A 20,501-nucleotide genomic window follows, 5' to 3' on the forward strand; every position below is an offset into this window, starting at 1 on the left:
GCACCTTCAAGTAGCCGTATGGGCGGGTGGGTGGGCAGGCCCGCCGGGGTCTGGGGCGGAGCCCCAGGGAGCCGGCACCCGCAAGTAGCCGCACGGGCTGCACCACAAACCCGCTATGCCCGCCTCGCGCTCTTCGACGAAGGCGGCTGCACGGGGAAGCTCCCCGTGTTGGTCGACGCGTGCTCGGGAAGCCACAGCACGGCAATCGCCCCACCGGAGCCGGGTACACCGGAGCCCGCCCCACCGGAGCCGGCCGCACCGGAGCCCGCCCCACCGGCAACCCCCTCGGGGGCGACGTTGCGGAAGGTGAGCCGGGCGCCCAGCACCCGCGCCTGGCCCGCCGCGATCGTCAGACCCAGCCCGTGCCCGTTGCCGGCCCGATCGCTCGACCCCGTACGGAACCGGCTCGGCCCCTCGCGCAGCAGCGCCTCGGGGAACCCGGCCCCGTGGTCGCGGACCCGTACGACCCGGCCCTCGACGGTGACCTCCACCGGACCCCCGCCGTGCTTGGCGGCGTTGCCGAGAAGGTTGCCCAGGATGCGTTCGAGGCGGCGCGGATCGGTGGAGACCCACGATTCGTGGACGACCCTGACCTCGACCTCGGGATCGAACGCGGCCACGCGCCGGCTGACGAACTCGCCCAGCGCGATGTCCTGCAACTCGGCCCGCTCCGACGCGCTGTCGAGCCGGGCGACCTCAAGGACGTCCTCGACCAGCGTGCGCATGGCCTGCGCCCGGTTGCGTACCAGCTCCGTGGGGCGGCCCGGCGGCAGCAGCTCCGCGGCGGTCAACAGGCCGGTGACCGGGGTGCGCAGCTCGTGCGCGATGTCCGCGGTGACCCGGCGCTCGGCCTCGATGCGCTCCTGGAGCGCGTCGGTGAGCGCGTCGACGGCACGAGCGAGCTCGTCCGTCTCGTCGCGTACGAAGCCGCCGATGGCGTCCCGTACCCGGACCTCCGTGTTGCCCTCGGCGACCTTGCCCGCCGCGTCGGCCGCCTTGCGCAGCCTGCGCGAGATCTGGCCGCCGATGAGGATGCCGAGGGCGCAGCCGCCGAAGACGACCGCGACCGAGCCGATGACGAGGGCGCGGTCGAGGTCGGCCATCACGTTGGAGCTGCGGTCGGTGAAGGTGGAGTGCAGCGAAAGGACGTCGCCGTTGCCCACGGGCACGGCGGCCCAGATGTCGGGCGGGCCGCTGCCACGCTCCTGCACGGAGGAGACCTTGCGCCCCTGGAGCGCCTTGGTCTTGAGCGTGGACGGCAGCGCGGGATCGTTCAGCTTGGTGCCGAAGCGGACCCGCTTGTTGCTCGTCTCGTAGTAGTTCTGGGCGAAGTTGAGCCGTTCCATCTGCACTTCACGGGCGTTGTCGAGCATCGAGACCCGGGCGGCGTTGTGCACGACGAGACTCAGCGCCATCACGGTGAGCGCGCCGACCGCCGTGATCGCGATGCTGATCTTCCAGCGGACGCCGGTCCGCAGGGAGGGGCGCCTCATGCGACGGGCTCCTGTTCGGCTTCGGCGTGGTGGCGGCCGGGGGTCCGGGGGCCGGCCCCCGGGTGGTGCGGGCAGCGAACGCCGGTGCGCAGGGAGGGGCGCCTCATCTGTCCCTCATGCCTTCAACTTGTAGCCGAAGCCACGGACGGTCTCGATCCGGTCCTGCCCGATCTTGGTGCGGAGCCGCTGTACGTGGACGTCGACCACCCGGGTGTCGCCGCCCCAGCCGTAGTCCCACACGCGCTCCAGGAGCTTGTCGCGGGAGAGGACCGTGCCGGGCGCCGAGGAGAATTCGAGCAGCAGCCGCATCTCGGTCGGCGTGAGGGCGACGGGCTCGCCGAGCTTGCGTACCTCCATGCCCTCGGTGTCGATCTCGATGTCGCCGAAGGCGAGCACCCCGCGCTCGGGCGTCTCGTCGGAGGTCTCGGTGGCGGCGCCGGGCCCGCCCGCGTGGCCGAAGCGGCGCAGCACGGCGCGGATCCGGGCGACCAGGACCGCGCCGTCGAACGGCTTGGTGACGTAGTCGTCCGCGCCGGCCTCAAGGCCGAGGACGACGTCGATGGAGTCGGCGCGCGCGGAGAGCATGATGACCGGCACGGTCGACTCGTCCCGGATCCGGCGGCACAGGCTGACCCCGTCGAGACCCGGCAGCATCACGTCCAGCAGGGCGATGTCCGGCCGGTCGGCGCGGAACGCCTCCAGGCCGGAGAGCCCGTCGGGCATGGCGGTCACGGTGAAGCCGTCCCGCTCCAGGGCGAGCTGGGTGGCTTCACGGATGACGTCGTCGTCCTCGACGAACAGAACATGGGTTTCGGCCATCGCGCTGCTCTCTCAGTTCTCCGGCTCAGTTCTCCGGCGGTCCGTTCCGGCGGTCCGTTCCAGCGGCCCGTTCCGGCGCCCGGCGGTGGGGCTGGGGGCCCGGGCGCAGTACCCAGTCTGCGGCATACCCGTTCCGGTGCCGGCCGACCCGGCGGCCGGTCAGGGGGTGGCGGGCACCGGCGCGGAGGTCCCGCCGTCGCCGACCGCCTTGCTGTAGTCGTTCTCCACCTGGCTCTGCTGGGCGAACTTACCGCTCGCACCGCCCGACCAGTGATACGTCGTCACGACCTCGCTCGACGCGAAGGCGGGCTTGTCGCCGGGCGCGTACATCTGCCGGGTCACCACCAGGTCGCCCCGGTCGATCTCGGCGTAGACGGGGGTCTCCTCGGCGGTGAAGACGTTGTCGTACGAAGTGCCGGAGATGCCGGAGGTACCGGAAGTGCCGGGGGAGGCGCTCGAACCGGAGGCGCGGTACACATAGGCGCCGAGGCCGACGGCGTCGGCGCAGTTCATGACGTTCACGATGACGTCCTGGCCGGTCGTGCCGGTCAGGTGCCCATACGTCACATCGATGGGGTACTCGTTCTTGGTGCAGGGCTTGAGCTGTGCCTTGACGCGGGTGCTGACCTTGGGGTCGGCCTTGAGCAGCCGCACCGGGTCGACCTTCTCGAACGGTGCGGGCGTGGACGCGCTCGGCGACGGTGTGGCGTGGGCGACCTTGTCGGGCTGGGCGGCCTCGCCCTCGTCCCGCGTACCGGTGCCGCCCGTGGAACAACCGCCCATGAACAGCCCGAGGGCGGAGATCCCGGCCAGTGCCGTGGTCCCCGCCGCCAAAGCGTTCCCCCTGTGCCTGCTCAGGCCGCGCACCGCTCCCGCCCCTTTACGTCGCCCGTGTAGCCGTGCTCCAGCGCACGGAAGTCCAGCTCGCGGCTCTCCAGCTCCTGGCGGAGCCGGGCCAGCGCCCGGTGCAGCGTGCTCTTGACCGTGCCGGCCGACATGCCGAGGGCCGCGGCCGTCTCCTCGGTGCTCATCTGCTCCCAGTGTCGCAGCACGACGACGCTGCGCTGCTTGGGGGCCAGGACCTTCAGGACGTCCATCAGGAGGGCGCGGTCGGCACGCTGCTCGGAGCCGTCCTCGACGCGGGCGTCGGGCAGCTGCTCGGTCGGCACCTCTTCGAGCTTGCGCGCCCGCCACCACTCGGTCCGGGTGTTGATCATGACGCGGCGCAGATAGGCGTCGGCGAGCGTCTTGTCGGCGATGCCGTCCCAGCGGCCGTAGGTGCGGGCCAGCGCGGTCTGGAGGAGGTCCTGCGCGTCCACCGGGTCCGGAACCAGTCGCCTGGCACTGCGCAGCAGCGCGTCCTGCCGGGTGCGTACGTACTCCTCGAACTCAAGCACCTCGCCCTGCGCCATACCCAACCGCCTCCGTCGTCCCCGTGAGCTGGTCCCGCTCGTCCTGCTGGTCGCTTACGGGAATGAAGCTACGGACCACTTGTCACGGGCCTGTGCGGACGAGCCGTCGGCCGACGCACGGTGAGCCATCGGTTGTGTAACAGCCGAGGTTTACCGCCGTTTTCCAGGGGTAACGGCGCTCTTCCGGACGTTACGGGCGCACATGGACAACGCTGTCGGCAACGATGTCGGCAACGCTGTCGGCAACGCTGTCGGACGCAATGGTGTGGGACGACGGGGTCGGACACGGTCTCGGGCACGGTCTCGGACCCGGTGCGCCGATGGAGGCGGACGCGGGTCGAGGTGGCGCCGGGAGCCCGGCCCTGGTCGGGCCGGGGGTCCGTCAGGACTGGGGGAGCCGGTACAGGCCGCCGTCCAGCGGCTCGACGAGGCCGTCCGCGACCAGGCCGTCGAGTGCGCGGGCCCGCTGCACCGGCTCGGGCCACACCGCGTCGAGCGCCGTCTGCGGCACCGAGCCGGTGGCCTCCCGCAGCACCGCGAGCAGCCGGCCGCGCACCTGCCGGTCGGTGCCCGCGTACGTCTGGCCGCGCCGCGCGGGACCCTCGTGCGCGGGCTTACCGGCCAGGCGCCAGGCGCACTGCGCGGCGATCGGGCAGCGTACGCACGTCTCGTTCTTCGCGGTGCACACCAGCGCGCCGAGCTCCATGGACGCGGCCGCCCAGCGGGCCGCGGTGACGTCGTCCTCGGGGAGCAGGACCCGCGCGAGGCGCCGTTCGGCGGCGGTGGTCGCGGTCGGCGGGTACTGCACGCCGGTCACGGCGCGCGCGAAGACGCGGCGCACATTGGTGTCGAGGACGGCGTGGCGCTGCCCGTACGCGAACGAGGCGACCGCGGCCGCCGTGTACTCGCCGATGCCGGGCAGCGCGAGGAGCTGGGCGTGGTCGGCCGGTACGTCGCCGCCGTGGCGTTCCGTTATGGCGAGGGCCGCGCCGTGCAGACGCAGCGCCCGGCGCGGGTAGCCGAGCCGGCCCCAGGCGCGGACCGCCTCGCCGGGTGCGTCGGCGGCCAGGTCGGCCGGGCGCGGCCAGCGCGCCAGCCACTGCTCGTACACCGGCAGGACCCGGCTGACGGGGGTCTGCTGGAGCATGAACTCGCTGACCATCACGCCCCAGGCGCCCGCTTCGGGGCGGCGCCAGGGCAGGTCGCGGGCGTGCTCGCCGAACCATCCGATGACGGATTCGTGGAGGACGGCGGGCTCGGTCGTCTCGTTCGCGGACACGGTGGACACGGGGGGCGTCGTCGGCAGAATGTTCATCGCAGAGCCGATCCTGGCACGACCGGCCGTCGAAGGGGGCGCGCGGTGCGCCTCAGCGGCGTGCGTGCTGCCGGGCGTGCACACGTGCGCCGGGTCCCGCGAACCACGCGGCCGCCGACACGTCACTCGTACGCATCGACTCGGCAAGAGCCCGTACCGGCCGCGTGCCGACCTTGACGACGAGCAGCGCGATCAGCGAGCCGAGCACCAGGCCGACCGCCACGTCGTGCGGGTAGTGCACCCCGACGAAGACCCGCGAGAAGGCCATCGCGAGGGCCATCGGCACGGTGAGCATCCAGATCCGCGACCAGGCGAGCGCGAGCGCGACGGCGGCGGCGCCGGCGATGGTGGCGTGGTTGGAGGGGAACGACCAGTCACCGTGGGTGGGGCAGGCGATCAGCGAGGTCGCCGCGCCCGCCACCGCCCGGCAGGGCCGCTCCTCGTCGATCAGCGACTTCATCACCTCGCTGCACAGGTACGCGGCCGCCGTCGCGAGCGGCGCCAGCAGGGCGAGGGCGAACGACGTCGTGTCCCTGCGGCGGGCCCGCCACCAGGCGCAGACGAACAGCACGCCGAACAGCAGCAGGCCGAGCTCCGTCCAGACCTCGACGAAGCTCTGCACCCAGGACGGCATGTCGTGGGCGAAGTCGGTGATGTTGCGGTAGAGCTCACTATCCATGGTGACGGACAGTATGAATGATGAAGGAGTGCCGACCACGAGCCGACCACCCGGTGGCCGCCGGGCGACGGCAAGGTGACGCCCTCGAAGCGGATGTGGGCGCTCCAGGACCGTGGCCGGGATGATGATCCGCAAAACTTGTGCGGAGTGGCGGCGGGTGGGGCGGGAGTTGGCGCCGATCTCTCGTAAGGTTCGGGGCGTGGGATCTCTGCGCAATCCGGTCGGGCCGCTTCCCTCCTCCATCTACTGGCGACGGAGGGCGGTCGCGCTGTCCTTGATCGCGCTGCTCGCCGTCCTCGTCCTATGGGCCGTGACCTCCGGCGGCTCCAGTGGAAACAGGGGCGGCGGCACCAACAAGGGCCCCGATCCCACGCATTCGATCACTCCGGGCCCCTCCGGCTCCGGCCCCGCCATCAGCACCGCGCCGGGCGGCCGCGACGAGACGGGCGGTTCGGGCGGCTCCGGCGGTTCGGGCGGCTCGTCCGGTGCGGGCGGCTCCGGCGGGGCCAACTCCGCTGACGGCGGTACGAGTACGGGCTCGGGCGGCTCGGCCGGCTCCGACTCCGTTTCGGGCGGCGGGAGTTCGGGTGGCGGCGGAGGCGGGGGCGGCGGCGCCGGTGACACCGGGGCCCGGGTGCCGGCCGGGTCGAGCCTGCCGACCTGTGCGCCGGGTTCGCTGAGCATGGTGCTTCGCAGCACGAAGACGTCGTACGAGCCCGGTGAGAAGCCGCGCATCGAGGTAGTCCTCAAGAACAACGCGTCGTCCGCGTGCAAGGCGGATCTCGGGCCCAAGGGGGCGGTGGTGACGGTGACCTCCACCGCCAATGACCGGGTGTGGTCCACGGAGGACTGCGTCTCGGGTGACGCCGGGGCGTTCTTCCAGGTGCCGGGGGCGTCGTCGATCACGCACACCGTGCAGTGGGACCGGTCGAAGTCCGCGCCGGGGTGCGCGACTCCGCCGGCGGGTCCGGTCGATCCCGGCACGTACCTGATCGAAGCCCACTTCCCCGGCCTCCCGGTGGCCCGAGCGTCCTTCGCCCTGGCCAAGGACTAGCCCCTCCGGGGCCCGCCCCGTGCCCCTTGTAGGTGACCCGGCGCCGTGCGCCTGGAGGCGTCGGTTGAAGGTGGCGGGGTGCCCAGTCCTGGCATCCTCGGCCTGTCCGGCGTTTGAGGACGAGCGCCCTTCAGGCGCGAACGGGGTCTGGGACGGAGCCCCAGGGAGCTGGGCCTCGCCGACGCCGCAGCACGGGAGGTGGGTGGGAGAACGCGCGAACGGGGTCTGGGGCGGAGCCCCAGGTAGCCGCACCCTCAAGTAGCCGCACGGGTCGGAGGGTGGGCAAAACCCCGGCCCCAGCTAGACGTACCGCTCCAGAATGGAAGACTCGGCCAACCGCGAGAGCCCCTCCCGCACGCTCCGCGCCCGCGCCTCCCCGACCCCGTCGACGGTCTGAAGGTCGTCCACCGAGGCAGCCAGCAGCTTCTGCAACCCGCCGAAGTGCTCGACGAGCCGCTCGATGATCGCTCCCGGCAGCCGCGGCACCTTCGCGAGGAGCCGGTAGCCCCGCGGGGACACCGCCGAGTCCAGCGTCTCGGGTGAGCCGCTGTACCCCAACGCCCGTGCCACTATGGGCAGTTCGAGCAGTTCGGCATGGGTGAGGTCGTTGAGCTCGCGCAGCGCCTCGTCCACCGTCCGCGACCGCTTGGCCGTGGGCTCGGGCACGTAGTCCCGTACGACCAGCTCGCGCTCGGGCTCGACCCCGGCGATCAGCTCGTCCAGCTGGAGCGAGAGCAGCCGCCCGTCGGTGCCGAGCTCCACCACGTACTCCGCGATCTCCGTCGCGATGCGCCGCACCATCTCCAGGCGCTGGGCGACCGCCGTGACGTCCCGCACGGTGACCAGGTCCTCGATCTCCAGGGCGGAGAGCGTGCCGGCCACCTCGTCGAGACGGAGCTTGTACCGCTCCAGGGTCGCCAGCGCCTGGTTCGCGCGGGAGAGGATCGCCGCCGACTCCTCAAGGACCCGGCGCTCCCCGTTCACGTACAGCGCGATCAGCCGCATGGACTGGCTGACGGACACCACCGGGTAGTTGCACTGCTTGGACACGCGGTCCGCCGTGCGGTGGCGGGTGCCGGTCTCCTCGGTGGGGATCCCGGCGTCCGGCACGAGCTGCACACCGGCCCGGTGGATCTTGGTGATGTCCTTGTCGAGGACGAGCGCGCCGTCGAGCTTGCACAGCTCGCGCAGGCGCGTCGCCGCGAACTCGACGTCCAGGACGAAGCCGCCCGTGCACATCGAGTCGACCGTCTTGTCGAGGCCGAGCACGATGAGACCGCCGGTGTTGCCGCGCAGGATGCGCTCCAGGCCGTCACGGAGCGCGGTGCCGGGCGCGACGGCGCTCAGCGCGGCGCGCATCAGTGCTTCGTTACCGGAGCCTGTGCCGGACTTTCCGGGTGATGATGCCCGGTCGTTGGCTGCCACTGCACTCCTCCGGTGTTGCTCATACGGCGCGTACTGCTCGCGAGCTGCTTGCGTACTGCTCGTACGGACGGGCGAGACCAGGGCAAAGTCTACCGGCGCGGCTACTCCTCCCGTGGGGCCTGTGCGCGACGCCCCCGAGGCAGCACCCGCAGCGCGTCCCCCATGTCGGCGACTTCCGTGACCTTCATACCGGCCGGGACCCTCCCGGGGTCGGTCGGCACGAGGGCGTGGGTGAAGCCGAGCCGGTGCGCCTCGGCGAGCCTGCGCTGCACCCCGGTGACCCTTCTGACCTCGCCCGCGAGCCCGACTTCGCCGATCGCGACGAGGTTCTTGGGCAGCGGAGTGTCGCTCGCCGCGGAGGCGAGCGCGAGGGCGATCGCCAGGTCGGCCGCGGGCTCGGAGAGCTTCACTCCGCCCACCGTCGCGCTGTAGATGTCGCGCTTGCCGAGCGCCGTGATGCGGCCCCGCTGTTCGAGCACGGCCAGCATCATCGAGACGCGGGAGGTCTCCAGACCGGAGGTGGTGCGGCGCGGCGAGGGGATCTGCGAGTCGACGGTGAGCGCCTGCACTTCGGCGACGAGCGGGCGGCGGCCCTCCAGCGTGACGGTGAGGCAGGTGCCCGGCACCGCCACGTCTCGCCGGGTCAGGAAGAGGCCGCTGGGGTCGGCGAGCCCGGTGATGCCCTCGTCGTGCAGCTCGAAGCAGCCGACCTCGTCCGTGGTGCCGTAACGGTTCTTGACGCCCCGTACGAGACGCAGCCGCGCGTGCCGGTCGCCCTCGAAGGAGAGCACCACGTCCACCAGGTGTTCCAACAGGCGGGGGCCCGCGATCGCGCCGTCCTTGGTGACATGGCCGACGAGCAGCGTGGACATGCCGCGCTCCTTGGAAGCGCGGATCAGCGCGCCCGCCACCTCGCGGACCTGGGCCATGCCGCCGGGCGCCCCGTCGATCTCGGGCGAGGCCACGGTCTGGACGGAGTCGAGGACGAGCAGGGACGGCTTCACCGCGTCGAGGTGGCCGAGGACCGCGGACAGGTCGGTCTCGGCCGCCAGATACAGGTGGTCGTCGATCGCCTTGATCCGGTCGGCGCGCAGCCGGACCTGGCTCGCCGACTCCTCGCCCGTGATGTAGAGGGTGCGGTGGTCCTCGCTGGCCGCCTTGGCCGCCACGTCCAGGAGCAGCGTGGACTTGCCGACGCCGGGCTCGCCCGCGAGCAGCACGACCGCGCCCGGCACGAGACCGCCGCCGAGCACCCGGTCGAGCTCGTCGACGCCGGTGGTGCGGGCGGTCGCCTGGCGGCCGTCGACCTCGCCGATGGGCAGCGCGGCGGTGGAGACGCGGCCGGCCGCCGTGGTGCGGACCGCGGGCGCGCCGTACTCCTCGACCGTCCCCCACGCCTGGCACTCGGGGCAACGGCCGAGCCATTTGGCGGTGGTCCAGCCGCATTCGGTGCAGCGGTAGGACGGCCGGTCCTTCGCGGATTTCGTACGGGCAGCCATGGCGTCACCGTATAGGGGCCCACTGACAACCCCCGCCGGGCCGCCGGCACGGACCGCACCTCGCGGAGCGGGAGCGGAGGCGGGAGCGGGGCCGGACACGGGACGCGGACCGAGGCGGGTCGGGACCCGGGCGCGGAGCCGGAGTGGGGCCGGAGCAGGGCGGGAAGCGGGGTCGGCGGTGCGCGCCCGCCGTTCGGGTGGATGCGGCCGGAGGCGCGTCGCCCCGCTCGCTTGCGCCCGTTTGCACAGTGCGTGATGGGTCTGCCATGGAATGCCGTGGAATTCCCGATTCCTGTCCTCTTTTGAGGGATACGTTCACCCGTAAGGATTAAATGTGTTCAACCGGTACGAAGAACCCCTCATGCTCCGCCTACGGTCGCACGCGTGACGAGCAGCAGACTGGATCAACCAGCGCACAACACCGGCGCACACCGGGCGCAGCGCCGTGCGCCCCGTACGTTGGCCCAGCGCCCGCCCGCGCGTTACGAGGTCTACCTCGACGGCTTGTTCACGTACTGCCTCTCCGTTCTGTGCGACCACGACGAGGCGACCGCCGCACTCGGCGACATACTGGCCGTCTCCGAGCGCCAGTACGCCCGCTGCCCCGCGGGCGAGGCCGAACGCCGGGCGTGGCTGTACGCGCTGGCCCGCTGGGCCTGTCTGCGCAAGCTCGCCGAGCGCAGGCGCAACCGTCAGGGCGCCCACACAGGCCGCGCCCCCGAGGACACCCCCGCCGCCGAGGTTTCCGACGAGGAGCGCGAGCGCCGACGCCGCGAACTCGCCCTGCTCGCCTGGCCCGAGGCGGCCGGCACCACTCCCGAGCAGCGCGAGGCGCTCGAACTCGCGGTCCGCCACCAGCTCGGCGCCCGCGAGGTCGCCTCGGTGCTCGGCATGAACTACCCGGCCGCGCGCGAGCTCCTCGCCGCGGGCGCCTGCGAGGTCGAGCGGACCCGGGCCGCGCTCGCCGTCGTCGAGATGGGCGGCTGTCCCACGGTCGCCCAACTCACCGGCGACCACCAGGTGTTGCTCTCCGCCGCGCTCCGCCGCGAACTGGTGCGGCACGTCGACGACTGCCCCCGCTGCCGCCGCGCCGCCGAACGTGCGGGCGCCGCGGGCCCCTGGCCCGGCTCGACCGTCACGCCGGCCGCGCTGCCGCTCGCCGAGGCGCCGCGGGCCGCCGCGCAGGCCGCGATGCTGCACGTACCGCGGACGCGCGGCGGGGCCCCGCGCTTCGACCGCGCCGGGTTCCCGATGGACCCCAAGGACCGGGCCGCCCGGCGGGACCGGCTGCGGGCCAGGGCCGTGACCACCACCGTCGTCGCGACCGTCGTCGCGGCCCCCGTCTTCGCGCTGTGGGCCGCCTACCGCGGCGCCCCCGCGACCGGCGAGCCGGAGAACGGCGCGAAGGTCACCGCCAGCGAGGCCGACACCCCCGGCGGGCTCGAAGGCCACCCCTCCGACCGCTACGAGAACGCGGGCAACGCCCGCAGCGCACCCGACGCCCGCTTCACCGCCGGCAGCCGCACGCCCGACGTCTCGGTCGAGGTCATCAGCCCCACCACGCCCCCCGCCGGAGCGGCCAGGCTCGCCGTCGCCGCGAGTTCGGCGGGCGACACCACCGTCCTGACGCTGACCTCGACCGGCGACGCGCCCGTCGACTGGTCGCTGCGCAGCCGGGCCGGCTGGCTCGTCTTCAGCCAGAGCGCGGGCCGGCTCGCGCCCGGCGCCGCCGTCACCGTCTACATCCGGGTCGACCACGGCACGGAGCCGCACCACGCCTGGTCGGCGCGGGTCGAAGTGGCCCCCACGGGCGCCGCGGTACGCATCAGCGGCGACGGCACCCCGATCGTGACGCCGTCCTCGCCCGACCCCGGCACCGGCACCACGGGCCACCCGGGCCCCGGCGGTTCCAGCGCGCCCGCGTCGACCCCGCCCACCGAGACCCCGGGCAGCCCCACGCCCACTCCCACCCCCACGCAGACACCGCCGAGCCAGAGCCCGACGCCGCCCGACGGCACCCCCACCGCCACCCCGACGCCGCCCTCTCCGACCCCGAGCAGCTGACAACCTTCGTACAGGAAGCAACTCCCGTACAGGAAGCAACTCCTGTACAGGAAAGGGGAGTTACCGCTTCGGGTCCGCCGGGTGCGGTGCGACCAGCGGAAGCTGCGATGCGAGCCGCGCCTCGCACAGCCCGACCAGGACGGCGTACGCCTCAGGTCCCATCAGCTCGGTCAGCTCCGGCTTGTACGTGACGTACACCGGCTCGCCCGCGCCGTGCGCCGACGTCGCCGACGTGCACCACCAGTGCAGGTCGTGACCGCCCGGGCCCCAGCCGCGCCGGTCGTACTCACCGATCGAGATCTGCAGCACCTTGGTGTCGTCGGGCCGCTCGATCCAGTCGTACGTCCGGCGCACCGGCAGCTGCCAGCAGACGTCCGGCTTGGTCTCCAGCGGCTCCTTGCCCTCCTTGAGGGCGAGGATGTGGAGCGAGCAGCCCATGCCGCCCGCGAACCCCGGCCGGTTCTGGAAGATGCACGAGCCGTTCCAGCGGCGCGTCTGACGGTCGCCGTCCTCGTCGGTCTGGATCCAGCCCGTCTCCGTACCGACGTCGTGGAACTGCCACAGCTCGGGGGTGAGCCGCGCCACGTTCTCGGCCACCCGCTTCTCGTCGTCCTCGTCGGAGAAGTGGGCGCCGAGCGTGCAGCAGCCGTCATCGGCCCGGCCCGCCTCGATGCCCTGGCAGCCGCTGCCGAAGATGCAGGTCCACCGTGACGTGAGCCACGTCAGATCACAGCGGAAGACCTGCTCGTCGTCGGCGGGGTCGGGAAACTCGACCCAGGCGCGCGGGAAGTCGATCCCCTGCTCGTCCTGGACCGTCTTCTGCTTGCCCCGCGACTGCTTCGCGAGGTCCTTCGGGGCTTTGGCTTTGCCCGGCTTCGCCTTTTTCGTCTCTGGCACACCTCCAGCGTATGTCCGAGGGCGTCTTCGCAGGCGCAGTAGCGTTCGGTCCATGAGACTCGGAGTCCTCGATGTGGGGTCGAACACGGTTCATCTGCTGGTGGTGGACGCGCACGCCGGTGCCGCGCCGCTGCCGGCGCACTCGCACAAGGCCGAGCTGCGCCTCGCCGAACTCCTCGACGAGGACGGTGCGATCGGACCCGAAGGCATCGACCGGCTCGTCGCCACGATCGGCGAGGCGCTGCTCGCCGCCGAGGACAAGGGCGTCCAGGAACTGCTCCCCTTCGCGACCTCCGCGGTGCGCGAGGCCAGCAACGCCGACCTCGTCACGGCCCGCGTCCGCGCGGAGACCGGCGTGGACCTGGGTGTGCTCTCCGGCGAGGAGGAGGCCCGCCTCACCTTCCTCGCGGCCCGCCGCTGGTACGGCTGGTCGGCGGGGAAGCTGCTCCTGCTCGACATCGGCGGCGGCTCCCTCGAAGTCGCGTACGGCATCGACGAGGAGCCCGACGCGGCGGTCTCGCTGCCGCTCGGCGCGGGCCGGCTGACGGCGGGCTGGCTGCCGGGCGACCCGCCGGACCCGTCCGACGTACGGGCGCTGCGGCGGCACGTACGGGCCCAGATCGCCGGGACGGTGGGGGAGTTCACGCGCTCGGGTCGGCCCGACCACGTCGTCGCCACCTCCAAGACGTTCAAGCAGCTCGCGCGGATCGCGGGCGCCGCGCGGTCGAGCGAGGGCGCCTACGTCCAGCGCACCCTGAGCCGCGCGTCCCTGGAGGAGTGGGTGCCCAAGCTCGCCGCCATGACGAGCGAGCAGCGCGCCACCCTGCCCGGCGTCTCGGTGGGCCGGGCGCCCCAGCTGCTGGCCGGGGCGCTCGTCGCGGAGGGCGCGATGGACCTGTTCGCCGTCGACGAGCTGGAGGTCTGCCCGTGGGCCCTGCGCGAGGGAGTGATCCTGCGCCACCTCGACCACTTGCCGGTGGGGTGAGGTGGTGAGGTGAGGGACGGGCGCGGTCGGGGTGAGGTGGTGAGGTGAGGGACGGGCGCGGTCGGGGTGGGGTGTTGGACGGGCTGCGGTGACGGAGGTCACGTACCGGAGGCGCCGCAGTTACCGGCGAGTGTGACGTTCGTCGGTCTCGCAGGACCGCCTCCCCGCCCGGCGGTGACGGCCCGTACGCTGTCATGCGTGGCAGAACCAGTGGTGCGCATCCCGGATGCGAAGGTCGCCCTGTCCACGGCGTCGGTCTATCCGGAGTCGACAGCGACGGCCTTCGAGGTCGCGGCACGCCTGGGTTACGACGGCGTCGAGGTCATGGTCTGGACCGACCCCGTCAGCCAGGACATCGAAGCTCTGCGGCGGCTCTCCGACTACCACCAGGTGCCGATCCTGGCCGTCCACGCCCCATGTCTGCTGATCACCCAGCGGGTCTGGTCCACCGATCCCTGGGTGAAGCTCCAGCGCGCGAGGGCGGCGGCCGAGAAGCTCGGCGCGTCCGCCGTAGTGGTCCACCCGCCCTTCCGCTGGCAGCGTCAGTACGCGCGCGACTTCGTCGACGGGATCTGGCGGATGACGGACGAGACCGACGTCAGATTCGCCGTCGAGAACATGTACCCGTGGCGCTACCGGGACCGCGAGATGCTCGCCTACGCGCCCGACTGGGACGTCACGAAGGACGACTACCGGCACTTCACCGTCGACCTGTCGCACGCCGCGACCTCCCGTACGGACGCGATGGCCATGGTCGACCGGATGGGCGACCGGCTCGCCCACGTCCACCTCGCGGACGGGCGCGGCTCGGCCAAGGACGAACATCTGGTGCCGGGCCGCGGCACCCAGCCGTGCGCGGAACTCCTGGAGCGGCTCGCCCTCACCGGCTTCGACGGGCATGTCGTCATCGAGGTCAACACCCGGCGTGCCATGTCCGCCGCCGAACGCGAGGCCGACCTCGCGGAGGCCCTCGCCTTCACCCGGCTGCACCTGGCGTCCGCGCCGGCCCGCCGCGGATGACGGACCCCGCCGCCCCCGCCCCGCGCCGCCGGGGCCGCCCGCCGCGGTCGGCCGGGGACGACGGGCCCGGCGCCCGCGACCGCATCCTCGCCGCCGCGCGTACGGAGTTCTCCGCCCGGGGATACGACAAGGCCTCCATGCGCGGCATCGCCAAGGCGGCCGGGGTGGACGCGGCGCTCGTGCACCACTACTTCGGCACGAAGGAAGCGGTGTTCGCGGCGGCCGTCGAGGTCGACTTCTCGCCCGCCCTGACCGTGGACGCGATCCTGGGCGACTCCCTCGACGGCGTCGGCGAACGCCTGGCCCGCCACTTCCTGGCCATCTGGGAGAACCCGGCGACGCGCACCCCGCTGATCGCCGTGATCCGCTCGGCCCTCACGCATGACGCGGCGGCGAAGGTGCTGCGGGGGGTGGTGCTGCGGCGGCTCCTGGAGCGGGTCGCCGCCGAGCTCGCCGTCCCCGAACCCCGCTTCCGGGCGGAGCTCGCGGCGTCGCACATGGTGGGTGTCGCGATCATGCGGTACGTGTTGGAGGTCGAGCCGCTCGCGTCGGCGCCGCCGGAACACATCGTGGCTTTGGTGGGCCCCACTTTGCAGCGCTACCTGACGGAGCCCTAGCCCCGCCGACTCGTGCGGCTACTTGAGGTGCGGCCCCCTGAGCAGTTGAGGGGCGCGGGGAACTGCGCGAGCAACCACGCACGGTCCGCAGCCGATCACCACTCACCCCCGGCGGGTTTCGGGAAGGGTCGGGGAGCGGCCCCCCGGGGTCTGGCGCCAAGCCCCTAGCGCACCTAGCCGTACCCGCACCTAGCCGTACCCGCACCCAGCCGTACCCGCACCCAGCCGTACCCGCACCCAGCCGTACCCGCACCCCGCCGTACCCGCACCCCGCCGTACCCGCACCCAGCCGTACCCGCACCCCGCCGCACCCGCACCCCGCCGCACCCGCGCCCCCGCCACACCCGCACCCCCCGGCAGGGAGGGTCACATGCCGAACCCCAAGTCCCACCATCCGGACACCCTGTCCAGATGGCGGAGCCCCGGCGTAGGCTCACACCAGAGCACACCCATACCTAGGAGACGAGCGACGATGCCCGAGCTGAGGTCCCGCACAGTCACCCACGGCCGCAACATGGCGGGCGCCCGCGCCCTTATGCGGGCCTCCGGTGTAGCGAGCGAGGACATCGGCAAGCCGATCATCGCCGTGGCGAACAGCTTCACCGAGTTCGTGCCGGGCCACACCCACCTCGCCCCGGTGGGCCGGATCGTCAGCGAGGCGATCCTCGCCGCCGGCGCCGTGCCCCGCGAGTTCAACACCATCGCCGTGGACGACGGCATCGCCATGGGCCACGGCGGCATGCTCTACAGCCTCCCCTCCCGCGACCTCATCGCGGACAGCGTGGAGTACATGGTCGAAGCGCACTGCGCCGACGCCCTGATCTGCATCTCCAACTGCGACAAGATCACCCCCGGCATGCTGATGGCGGCGCTCCGCCTCAACATTCCCACCGTCTTCGTCTCCGGCGGCCCGATGGAGGCCGGCAAGGCGACCCTGGTCGACGGGACGGTCCGCACGCTCGACCTGGTCGACGCGATCTCGGACGCCGTCAACGACAAGATCTCCGACGCGGACATCCTCCGTATCGAGGAGAACGCCTGCCCCACCTGCGGCTCCTGTTCCGGCATGTTCACGGCCAACTCCATGAACTGCCTGACCGAGGCGATCGGGCTCTCCCTCCCCGGCAACGGCTCGGTGCTCGCGACCCACACCGCCCGCCGCGCGCTGTACGAGAACGCCGCCCGCACGGTCGTGGACATCACCAAGCGCCACTACGAGCAGGACGACCACTCCGTCCTGCCCCGCTCCATCGCGACGCGCGCCGCGTTCGAGAACGCCATGGCGCTCGACATCGCGATGGGCGGCTCCACCAACACGATCCTGCACCTGCTGGCCGCCGCCCAGGAGGCCGAACTCGACTACGGGCTCAGCGACATGGACGCGGTCAGCCGCCGCGTCCCGTGCCTCGCCAAGGTCGCCCCGAACGTCGGCAAGAACCGTACGTACTACATGGAGGACGTGCACCGCGCCGGCGGCATCCCCGCCATCCTCGGCGAGCTGTACCGCGCGGGCCTGCTCAACGAGGACGTCCACACCGTCCACTCCCGCTCCATCAAGGAGTGGCTGGACGCGTGGGACGTGCGCGGCGGCTCCCCGTCCCCCGAGGCCGTCGAGCTGTGGCACGCGGCCCCCGGCTGCGTCCGCTCCGCGACCGCCTTCTCGCAGTCCGAGCGCTGGGACACCCTCGACACCGACGCCGCCGAGGGCTGCATCCGGGACGCGGAACACGCGTACAGCAAGGACGGCGGTCTCGCCGTCCTGCGCGGCAACCTCGCCGAGGACGGCTGTGTCGTGAAGACGGCCGGCGTCGACGAGTCGATCTGGACCTTCGAGGGCCCGGCCGTCGTCTGCGAGTCGCAGGAGGAGGCCGTCGACAAGATCCTCAAGAAGGAGATCACGCACGGCGATGTCGTCGTGATCCGCTACGAGGGCCCCAAGGGCGGCCCCGGCATGCAGGAGATGCTGTACCCGACGTCGTTCCTCAAGGGCCGCGGTCTCGGCAAGAGCTGCGCCCTGGTCACCGACGGCCGCTTCTCCGGCGGCACCTCGGGCCTCTCCATCGGCCACGCCTCACCCGAGGCGGCGTCCGGCGGCACGATCGCGCTCGTCGAGGACGGCGACCGCATCCGGATCGACATCCCCAACCGTACGATCGAACTCCTCGTCCCCGAGGCCGAGTTGGCGACCCGGCGCGAGGCGCTGGGCGGGGTGTACGCCCCGAAGAACCGCGAGCGCAAGGTGTCCGCCGCGCTGCGCGCCTACGCCGCGATGGCCACCAGCGCCGACCGTGGCGCGGTCCGCGACGTGTCGAAGCTGGGCTGACGGGCAACGGGTTCCTCGCCCGTTGGCCGTGACGCCCCGTCAGAACACATCTGGCGGGGCGTCAGCCATGTACGGGCGCACCGCGCACCCGTTGGGCACCCGTTCCGCCGAGTCGCCGCCTCACCAATTCCCGACGTCCTCCGGATCGACTCCGAAGACCGACCCGTCGGGTGCGGCCGCGTACACCCGCCCCCCGGCGGCGAGCGGCGCCGGGAGGGCGGGCGTGAAGGTGTAACGCCCGCCGTTCATGCGGGGGTTGGTCTGCCCGGCGAGTACGCCCTTGCGCGCGTCGAAGACGAGCAGCCTGCCGTCGGCGCCGGTCAGATACACCCGGCCGCCCGACGCGACCGGCCGCGAGGCGCGGGCGAGCCCGGTGTCGAGCCGCCATGTCTCGCTGCCGTGCACCGTGTCGGCGGCGACCAGCGTGCCGCCCGCCCCGAAGACGTAGACGGTGTCTCCGTCGACCCCGGCCTGCGCCTGGTCGAGCGGGGCCGCGAGCGGGGTGCGCCGTGCGGTGTGCGCGACGGTGTCGACGCGTACGACCGCCGAGGTGAAGCCGCTGGAGTCGGTGGCCAGGAGGAACACGGCGTTCGCGCCCGCCGCGACGGGCCGCAGCCGCCCGGCCGGCCGCGCCTGCCACCGTACGGCTCCGGTGGCCGGGTCGACGGCGGTCACAACGGTCGTGGAGGTCGCGGAGGTTACGGCGGTCTTCGAGGTCACGGCGTTCGTGGAGGCCGAGCCGCCGTCGCCGCCGGGCGCGACGGCGTAGGCGGTCCCGCCGTCACCGGCGATGACCCACTGGGCGCGGGGCCCGCCGAGCGGCTTGCGCCACCGCTCCCTGCCCGTGGCGGCGTCGAGCGCGGTGACCTGCCCGTCCGCCGTGGTCAGCAGCACGGCGGCGCCTGCGGGGCGTACCCCCGAGTACGCCGACACATCGGCGGACCACATCTGCTTCCCGCTCGCGGGGTCGTATGCCCGCAGCGGGCCGCCCGGAGCCCGCGCGAGCACCCGGCCGCCCGCGATCGCCGGAGCGTAGTCGTCCGAGAGCGCCTGGCCGCCCGCGCCGGGCACGGACCACATCACCTTCCCGGTGACGGCGTCCAGCCGGGCGAGCGCGACCCCGGGCGCGGAGCAGTACAGCGCGCCACCGCCGACGGCTGCGGAGCAGAAGGCCGTACGGTCCTCGCCGCCGTTCCTTCCGCCCGTGTCCAACCGGGTCTGCCAGGGCTTGAACCGGGGTGCGTCGGGGGCGCCGGACCGTTCCGACGCGGCCACGGTCCCGGTCCCGTCGGGCATCGCCTGAACCGCCACCACGGTCCCGCCGAGCACCCCGGCGCCCGCGAGCGCGGCGAGCGCCCAGTGGATTCGGCGGCCCCGGCGGGGGACAGGGGCGGGGGAGCCGGTGCCTTCGGCGCCGCCCGGGGACGAGCCGGTGCCTTCGGCGCCGCCCGGGGACGAGCCGGTGTCCTCGGCGCCGGGTGGAGGCGAGCCGGTGTGCTTGGCGCCGGGTGGAGGCGAGCCGGTGTCGTCGGTGCCGCCCGGTGACCGGACCGGGTTGCGGAAGCGCTGCGTGGGGATGGACGCCTCGGAGCCGTACGCGGCCGACCGCAGCTCCGACATCAGCTCGTCCGGGGTGGGCCGGTCGCCGGGATCCTTGGCCAGACAGCTCCGCAGCACCGGCACGAGGTCCTCGGGCACACCCGTCAACTCGGGCTCGTTGTGCACCACTTGATAGGCCACGATGTACGGCGACTCGGAGTCGAAGGGCCCGCGCCCGGTCGCCGCGTGCACGAGCACCGCGCCCATGGCGAACACGTCGGCGGCGGGCCCGACCTCGCGGGGCCGCTGGAACTGCTCGGGCGCCATGAAGGGCGGGGTGCCGATGAGCTTGCCGGTCTCGGTGCGCAGATCACTGTCGTACGGGCGCGAGATGCCGAAGTCGATGACGCGGGGCCCGTCGGCCGCGAGCAGTACGTTGCTCGGCTTGAGGTCGCGGTGGACCACCCCCGCGCGGTGGATGTCGCGCAGCGCCTCGGCGAGCCCGGCGCCGAGCCGGCGTACGTCGTCGGCGGGCAGCGGGCCGCTGTCCTTGACGCGTTCGGCGAGCGTGGGCCCCGGGATGTGCACGGTGGCCATCCAGGGCCGGTCGGCCTCGGGGTCGGCGTCCACGACGGAGGCGGTGAAGGCGCCACTGACGCGCCGGGCCGCCGACACCTCCTGGCGGAACCGCGCCCGGAATTCCGGATCGGCCGCGTGCTGGGCGTGCACGATCTTGACGGCGAGCCGCATGCCGGAGGGCGAGGTGGCCAGATGCACCACCCCCATGCCACCCGAGCCGAGGACGGATTCGAGCCGGTACGCACCGGCGGATTCCGGATCCCCGGAGCCCGGCGCCCCGAAGCCGATACTGCGCGGCGACGCCATGGCCGACCCCCGTGTGTCCGTTGTACGCGCGCGTCCAACGGAGCCTAGTCGATGGCATGTGCCTGCCCGAGGGGGCTTGCTAGCCTGCGTGTTGCACACAGAGTGAAGCCAAGGGGGGACCCGTGAGGGCCCCAGGGGGGAGTCGGGGATGACAACGGAATCGGCTGAAACAAGCGCATCGGCGTTGCTGGGGGTGCACCGCTATCCGGTGGCCCCGGGCTGCCAACTGAACGTACGCAGCGGCCCCGGCACGGGCTACTCGATCGTCGACACCCTGGACCTGGGCGCCTCGGTGCCGATCAACTGCCAGACCCCGGGCACGAGTGTCACGGGCCCGTACGGCACGTCGAACATCTGGGACAACATCGGCAACGGCCGGTTCGTCGCGGACGCGTATGTGAAGACGGGGAGTGACGGGTACGTGGCGCAGCGCTGCGGCTGACCGGCAACGCGGCCGCCCCGGGGATAATCGACC

17 protein-coding genes are annotated in these 20,501 nt (G+C 72.8%); 7 read left to right on the top strand and 10 right to left on the bottom strand.

The annotated features are described in order from the left end of the window. Nucleotides 1-113: 113 nt before the first annotated feature. The 6 genes from cseC to AB0D31_RS31480 all read right to left on the bottom strand — a co-directional run bounded on the left by cseC (nucleotide 114) and on the right by AB0D31_RS31480 (nucleotide 5,718). Complete coding sequence (gene cseC, locus AB0D31_RS31455) at nucleotides 114-1,493, bottom strand: two-component system sensor histidine kinase CseC (RefSeq protein WP_362729439.1); 1,380 nt, start codon at nucleotides 1,491-1,493, stop codon at nucleotides 114-116. 114 nt (nucleotides 1,494-1,607) lie between these two features. Then, nucleotides 1,608-2,312 carry a two-component system response regulator CseB gene (gene cseB / locus AB0D31_RS31460; protein WP_362729441.1) on the bottom strand — a complete coding sequence of 235 codons (705 nt, stop codon included), beginning with the start codon at nucleotides 2,310-2,312 and terminating at the stop codon, nucleotides 1,608-1,610. Between the two features lie 159 nt (nucleotides 2,313-2,471). Further along, complete coding sequence (locus tag AB0D31_RS31465) at nucleotides 2,472-3,146, bottom strand: hypothetical protein (protein WP_362729443.1); 675 nt, start codon at nucleotides 3,144-3,146, stop codon at nucleotides 2,472-2,474. Nucleotides 3,147-3,166: 20 nt separating this feature from the next. After that, on the bottom strand, nucleotides 3,167-3,724 hold the full coding sequence (locus AB0D31_RS31470; protein ID WP_267058697.1) for a SigE family RNA polymerase sigma factor: 558 nt from the start codon (nucleotides 3,722-3,724) through the stop codon (nucleotides 3,167-3,169). A 382-nt stretch (nucleotides 3,725-4,106) separates the two neighbouring features. Then, nucleotides 4,107-5,039, bottom strand: a complete 933-nt coding sequence (locus tag AB0D31_RS31475; protein ID WP_362729445.1) for an A/G-specific adenine glycosylase — start codon at nucleotides 5,037-5,039, stop codon at nucleotides 4,107-4,109. Nucleotides 5,040-5,091: 52 nt separating this feature from the next. Further along, nucleotides 5,092-5,718, bottom strand: a complete 627-nt coding sequence (locus AB0D31_RS31480) for a phosphatase PAP2 family protein (RefSeq protein WP_362729447.1) — start codon at nucleotides 5,716-5,718, stop codon at nucleotides 5,092-5,094. Nucleotides 5,719-5,917: 199 nt separating this feature from the next. Between AB0D31_RS31480 and AB0D31_RS31485 the strand changes: the two genes are divergently transcribed. After that, on the top strand, nucleotides 5,918-6,772 hold the full coding sequence (locus AB0D31_RS31485; protein WP_362729449.1) for a hypothetical protein: 855 nt from the start codon (nucleotides 5,918-5,920) through the stop codon (nucleotides 6,770-6,772). A gap of 300 nt (nucleotides 6,773-7,072) precedes the next feature. Here AB0D31_RS31485 and disA read toward each other — a convergent pair whose 3' ends face one another. Next, nucleotides 7,073-8,197, bottom strand: a complete 1,125-nt coding sequence (gene disA, locus AB0D31_RS31490; protein ID WP_362729451.1) for a DNA integrity scanning diadenylate cyclase DisA — start codon at nucleotides 8,195-8,197, stop codon at nucleotides 7,073-7,075. 101 nt (nucleotides 8,198-8,298) lie between these two features. Next, entirely contained in the window at nucleotides 8,299-9,696 is a 1,398-nt protein-coding gene (gene radA / locus AB0D31_RS31495; protein ID WP_362729453.1) for a DNA repair protein RadA, read from the bottom strand. Nucleotides 9,697-10,080: 384 nt separating this feature from the next. Here radA and AB0D31_RS31500 point away from each other — a divergent pair, with 384 nt between their 5' ends. Then, nucleotides 10,081-11,760, top strand: a complete 1,680-nt coding sequence (locus AB0D31_RS31500) for a hypothetical protein (RefSeq protein ID WP_362729455.1) — start codon at nucleotides 10,081-10,083, stop codon at nucleotides 11,758-11,760. Between the two features lie 60 nt (nucleotides 11,761-11,820). On the opposite strand, the gene AB0D31_RS31505 is transcribed toward AB0D31_RS31500, so the two are convergent. Beyond that, nucleotides 11,821-12,657, bottom strand: a complete 837-nt coding sequence (locus tag AB0D31_RS31505) for a hypothetical protein (protein ID WP_362729457.1) — start codon at nucleotides 12,655-12,657, stop codon at nucleotides 11,821-11,823. Nucleotides 12,658-12,709: 52 nt separating this feature from the next. Here AB0D31_RS31505 and AB0D31_RS31510 point away from each other — a divergent pair, with 52 nt between their 5' ends. From AB0D31_RS31510 to ilvD, 4 genes are all read left to right on the top strand, one after another. Continuing rightward, on the top strand, nucleotides 12,710-13,642 hold the full coding sequence (locus AB0D31_RS31510; RefSeq protein ID WP_267058705.1) for a Ppx/GppA phosphatase family protein: 933 nt from the start codon (nucleotides 12,710-12,712) through the stop codon (nucleotides 13,640-13,642). Between the two features lie 198 nt (nucleotides 13,643-13,840). Then, complete coding sequence (locus AB0D31_RS31515) at nucleotides 13,841-14,662, top strand: sugar phosphate isomerase/epimerase (RefSeq protein WP_362729459.1); 822 nt, start codon at nucleotides 13,841-13,843, stop codon at nucleotides 14,660-14,662. Next, the gene (locus AB0D31_RS31520; RefSeq protein ID WP_362729461.1) at nucleotides 14,659-15,279 is read left to right on the top strand and encodes a TetR family transcriptional regulator; all 621 of its coding nucleotides are present in this window, start codon (nucleotides 14,659-14,661) and stop codon (nucleotides 15,277-15,279) included. The genes AB0D31_RS31515 and AB0D31_RS31520 overlap by 4 nt, the downstream gene beginning before the upstream one ends. Before the next feature lie 472 nt (nucleotides 15,280-15,751). After that, nucleotides 15,752-17,602 carry a dihydroxy-acid dehydratase gene (gene ilvD / locus AB0D31_RS31525; RefSeq protein WP_362729463.1) on the top strand — a complete coding sequence of 617 codons (1,851 nt, stop codon included), beginning with the start codon at nucleotides 15,752-15,754 and terminating at the stop codon, nucleotides 17,600-17,602. 120 nt (nucleotides 17,603-17,722) lie between these two features. On the opposite strand, the gene AB0D31_RS31530 is transcribed toward ilvD, so the two are convergent. Beyond that, nucleotides 17,723-20,026, bottom strand: coding sequence for a serine/threonine-protein kinase (locus AB0D31_RS31530; RefSeq protein ID WP_362729465.1), 2,304 nt, complete (start codon nucleotides 20,024-20,026; stop codon nucleotides 17,723-17,725). Between the two features lie 148 nt (nucleotides 20,027-20,174). On the opposite strand from AB0D31_RS31530, the gene AB0D31_RS31535 reads away from it, so the two are divergent. Beyond that, nucleotides 20,175-20,468: a peptidase gene (locus AB0D31_RS31535; protein ID WP_362729466.1), complete on the top strand. Its 294-nt coding sequence runs from the start codon at nucleotides 20,175-20,177 to the stop codon at nucleotides 20,466-20,468. Nucleotides 20,469-20,501: the final 33 nt, after the last annotated feature.

The sequence above is a fragment of the Streptomyces sp. NPDC048361 genome (assembly GCF_040651795.1).
Lineage (GTDB): Bacteria > Actinomycetota > Actinomycetes > Streptomycetales > Streptomycetaceae > Streptomyces.